The sequence below is a fragment of the Sulfitobacter sp. genome, assembly GCF_041552635.1.
GTDB lineage: Bacteria > Pseudomonadota > Alphaproteobacteria > Rhodobacterales > Rhodobacteraceae > Sulfitobacter.
Genome location: NZ_JBFEKM010000262.1, coordinates 1 through 3,834, shown reverse-complemented (window position 1 = coordinate 3,834; position 3,834 = coordinate 1). Strand labels below are relative to the sequence as shown.

Here is a 3,834-nt window from a genome sequence, read left to right as displayed (position 1 = left end):
GCCATCACCGGAAAACCCGCCGATGCTCAAAAGCTGGTGACCGACGCCAAACATGCCTGCAAAGACAACTATTCCGGCGAAATGCGCGAAAAACAGGATCAGTACGGCCATCATGACACGATTGAACGGCTCCAAAGGTATCTTTGCCATGCCAACCGATACCCACCGCATGACCGCAAGATGTATCCAACTACTCGAAACGATGGCGATAACTGCAAGAATTAGTGAAAAAAGCAAAGAGACGCTCCTGATTGGATGAACTTGCCCAAGCGTATATCAGGCAAACAGCATCGGGCATTCGCGCGCACATTTATTGCGCAAGATGATGTAGATCAGGTGCAGTGTACCAAGACCCGCCAAGAGGCAGAAGAACGAAATATAGGCATAGCGCAGCAACAGACTATCCACCACCACAACGGCGATGATGGTGCCGCCGAAATACCGCATGTGCAGATAGCGTGACAGCAACGGTGGCGCGATGATCAGGGTCAGATAGATGAGATAGGTCACCCAGCGCGGCATCATATAATCCAGTAGCATCATGCCTTCATAGGCCAGTGAATCTTGATTGACTGTTACCCTGACCCATTCAGGGTTGATCAGATGGGGGATGTAAAGCAGCAGTCCAAACGCAATCCCGATTGCCGCAAAACCCAAGAAGAGCTTTTTGCGCGGGCTGTCGGGCGGTTCCAGCACATAGACAGAGATGGGTATCCAGATCGGCCACATGAACCATGTGAAAAAAATGAACCCTAACGCCCCCCAGAGGACCATGTCGGGATTACCTGTATTCATACCGATCCAGACGTGGCCTTCCATGAATTGCTGAATGCCGGCGAACAGCGGCATCAAGGCGACCGGAATATACCGCCAATTGATCTGCCTTGCTTTCCAGGTGGCGAATGTACCACCTGCCACAAGAAGGACACTGGCAGTAAAGCTGACTTCTGCTGAAAGGCACATATTGGGCTCTCTTTGTGGTTTTGATTTCTTCAGGTGCAGTTTCGTGCCCTAGAACGGGAAGCGTTTTGGGTCAGTCACTAACCTAAGTACGCTATGTTCTGTATCCGCCCAAGGCTGACTGAGACCTCACCAAGACCCTCAATGTTGTCCAGCGCCACCCAAGCAGCCTTTTCCTCAGCATCCGAATCTGCAAGTCCCCAAACATCAACGCGATCACCTTCGACCACGACGTTCAGATGCGCAGGATTGAGCCCCGGAACCTGTCCCAGTGCCGCCATGACAATCTCGCGCTTTTCGCGATTGGATGTCGATGGCTCAAGCGTTACCCTTTGCGTACTCGCAAGGGCTTGCATCAAATTGGCACGACTGACGATACCAACGATCTTGCCATTCTCGACCACTGGAACGCGTTTGATACGTTTTTTCTCAAGCAGACGCGCAATGTCTGCGACAGGTGTATTCGGAGACACGACCTCAATATCGTGGGTCATCAAATCCGTGGCTCGGCGAGTGCGCATGGCAATGAAGTCCCGCGCCATATTTTCGTGTCCGGAAAACAGCGAGAGCCACCAGGATTTATGGGCATCGCCTGATCCTTCAACCCGGCGCATAAGATCGCCCTCGCTGATTAGACCGATGACCGTCCCGTCCCCATCAAGGATGGGTACCGCGCTGATATGGTTCTTCATCATAAGCGCTGTGATTTGTTCCACAGTCGTATCAACGGCCGCGGATATGACGTTTTTCGTCATGATGTCTTGAGCTTGCATTCTGAACTCCTTTTCTGCGATGATAGTCGGCAGAAGACCTGCCAGATCTGGGGGCTACGCTCAGTCGTGGGGCACACCGAGCTCTTCTGCTTTGAGATGATCCATCAATTCCTGAATGTCTTCGGGAACATCTGTGATCGAGAACCTTGCCTGTTCCTCACGGTCGTGAACAAAAGCTGTGATATCGGCCAGTTCCTGTCCTGATATCTCGATCACATTGCCCAGCTCCTCGCGCTGCATTATCACCATGACCTCAGCACCGCGCCACATTTTCGCGGCGAAATCGAACGGGTTCATTGGCTGGTTCATGAATTCGGCGTCCAGCATCGGTGCATCTTCACCGCCGATACCGTTCACTGAATGACAGACGACGCAGGCCTTGGAGCCGAATAAAAACCGGCCGTTGGTGGCGTTCATTTCCGGGAGAGTTAAGCTGCTTTCAACTGTGGTTTCAAAGATCTGTGTCGCGTGGGATGCGGCTGTTGCAAAAGTCCCGAAAGTCGACAGGGCAACTGCTATGACCCCCGCGCTGATTGTCGCCGTGTTGTGTCCAATAGCGTTCATTGTGCATTCCCTCCGATTTCGTTTGATACTTGCGTTCCGGCATTTCCGTCCATGATCTCAATTGCGTCCTGCAATCGTCCGATCCCCGCCAAACCACCCGCTGATGTAAAGGCTGCTGCGGCCTCCAATTTTGGGGCCATCGAGCCAGCAGGTGCATCGAAATGCAGGGCGTCTTTGGGTGAGAGCCATGGGCGTTTCATGGCGGTGTCGGACCCGAAATCCTGATAAACACCATCAACGTCGGTCAGCAACAAAAGCACATCCGCACCCAGCGACCGGGCTAGCAGGGCGCTTGACGCGTCTTTGTCTACCACCGCCTCAATCCCGATCAGACTGCCATCGTGCTGTCGGATCACCGGGATGCCGCCACCACCTGTGCAAATGACAACAACGCCCGCATCCAGCAACAGTTGGATGACGCGGGTATCGGGGATTTCCATCGGGGCGGGCGAGGCTACTACACGGCGCCACTTTGCGCCATCTTGCGCGATGTGCCATCCATTTGCGCTGGCGATGGCTTGTGCCTGTTCGTGGTCATAGACCGGCCCTACAAACTTGGTCGGATCCCCAAACGCCGGATCATTGCGGTCAACCACGACCTGTGTCAGCAGCGTGGCGACGGGGCGATCATGGTCCAGGACATTTTCAAGCTCCTGTTCGATCAGATAGCCGATCATTCCCGCCGTTTCCGCACCCAGTACATCCAGTGGATAACCATCTTTCGCAGGATTCTGAAGGGCGAGAAGGCCAACTTGCGGCCCGTTGCCATGTGTAATTACCAACCGATGCCCCGCGCGCACGACATCGGCCAGGGCCTGTGCCGCAACCAGCGCATTCTTACGTTGGTTCTCTGCGGTCATGGGCTGCCCGCGTTGCAACAGGGCATTGCCCCCCAGGGCTGCGACCACCAACATGCCTAGGCCCCCAACGTAGCGACAAGAACGGCCTTGATGGTGTGCAACCGGTTTTCGGCCTGATCAAATACGATGGAGGCGGGGCTTTCGAACACCTCTTCGGTGACTTCCATCGCTGTGATGCCAAATTTTGCTTCAATATCGGCACCCACCTCGGTGTCGGCATTATGGAAGGCGGGCAGGCAGTGCATGAATTTCGTCCTCGGATTGCCTGTTCGTGCCATAACGTCGGCATTCACTTGATAGGGCGTCAGCAACTCGATCCGTTCTGCCCATCTTTCCTTCGGCTCACCCATCGAAACCCAGACATCGGTGTAGATGAAATCGACGCCTTCTACGGCGGCATCCACGTCCTCGGTCAGCGTGATCCGTGCGCCGGTCTCGGTGGCGATGGCATCGGCCTCGTCGCGGATCGCTTGCTCGGGCCATAAAGTTTCAGGAGCACACAGGCGCACATCCATGCCCATCTTGGCCCCGCCGATCAACAGGCTGTCGCCCATGTTGTTCCCCGCATCCCCCAGAAATGCAAAGGCGATCTGGCTCAGGGGCTTGTCCGAATGTTCGCTCATGGTGAGAAAGTCTGCGAGAATTTGGGTCGGATGGAATTCATCTGTTAGACCGTT

At 54.7% G+C, this 3,834-nt stretch carries 4 protein-coding genes and 2 pseudogenes; all 6 read right to left on the bottom strand.

Going from position 1 to position 3,834, the window contains the following annotated elements; translation table 11 throughout:
* Positions 1-237 (bottom strand): annotated as a pseudogene (locus ABYT07_RS19655) (hypothetical protein); the annotation flags it as partial.
* Positions 238-276: 39 nt separating this feature from the next.
* On the bottom strand, positions 277-963 hold the full coding sequence (locus ABYT07_RS19650; RefSeq protein ID WP_372993707.1) for a DUF6629 family protein: 687 nt from the start codon (positions 961-963) through the stop codon (positions 277-279).
* A 77-nt stretch (positions 964-1,040) separates the two neighbouring features.
* On the bottom strand, positions 1,041-1,733 hold the full coding sequence (locus tag ABYT07_RS19645; protein WP_372993706.1) for a CBS domain-containing protein: 693 nt from the start codon (positions 1,731-1,733) through the stop codon (positions 1,041-1,043).
* 60 nt (positions 1,734-1,793) lie between these two features.
* On the bottom strand, positions 1,794-2,297 hold the full coding sequence (locus ABYT07_RS19640) for a c-type cytochrome (protein ID WP_372993705.1): 504 nt from the start codon (positions 2,295-2,297) through the stop codon (positions 1,794-1,796).
* Positions 2,294-3,211 (bottom strand): carbamate kinase, encoded by a 918-nt coding sequence (locus ABYT07_RS19635; protein ID WP_372993704.1) that lies wholly within the window; start codon positions 3,209-3,211, stop codon positions 2,294-2,296. The genes ABYT07_RS19640 and ABYT07_RS19635 overlap by 4 nt, the downstream gene beginning before the upstream one ends.
* A gap of 2 nt (positions 3,212-3,213) precedes the next feature.
* A pseudogene (locus ABYT07_RS19630) lies at positions 3,214-3,834 on the bottom strand (ornithine carbamoyltransferase subunit F); the annotation flags it as partial.

Excerpts from the sequence above, each read along its gene's own strand:
- ABYT07_RS19650 (WP_372993707.1), bottom strand. The coding sequence starts at position 963 with ATGTGCCTTTCAGCAGAAGTCAGCTTTACTGCCAGTGTCCTTCTTGTG.
- ABYT07_RS19640 (WP_372993705.1), bottom strand. The coding sequence starts at position 2,297 with ATGAACGCTATTGGACACAACACGGCGACAATCAGCGCGGGGGTCATA.
- ABYT07_RS19645 (WP_372993706.1), bottom strand. The coding sequence starts at position 1,733 with ATGCAAGCTCAAGACATCATGACGAAAAACGTCATATCCGCGGCCGTT.
- ABYT07_RS19635 (WP_372993704.1), bottom strand. The coding sequence starts at position 3,211 with ATGTTGGTGGTCGCAGCCCTGGGGGGCAATGCCCTGTTGCAACGCGGG.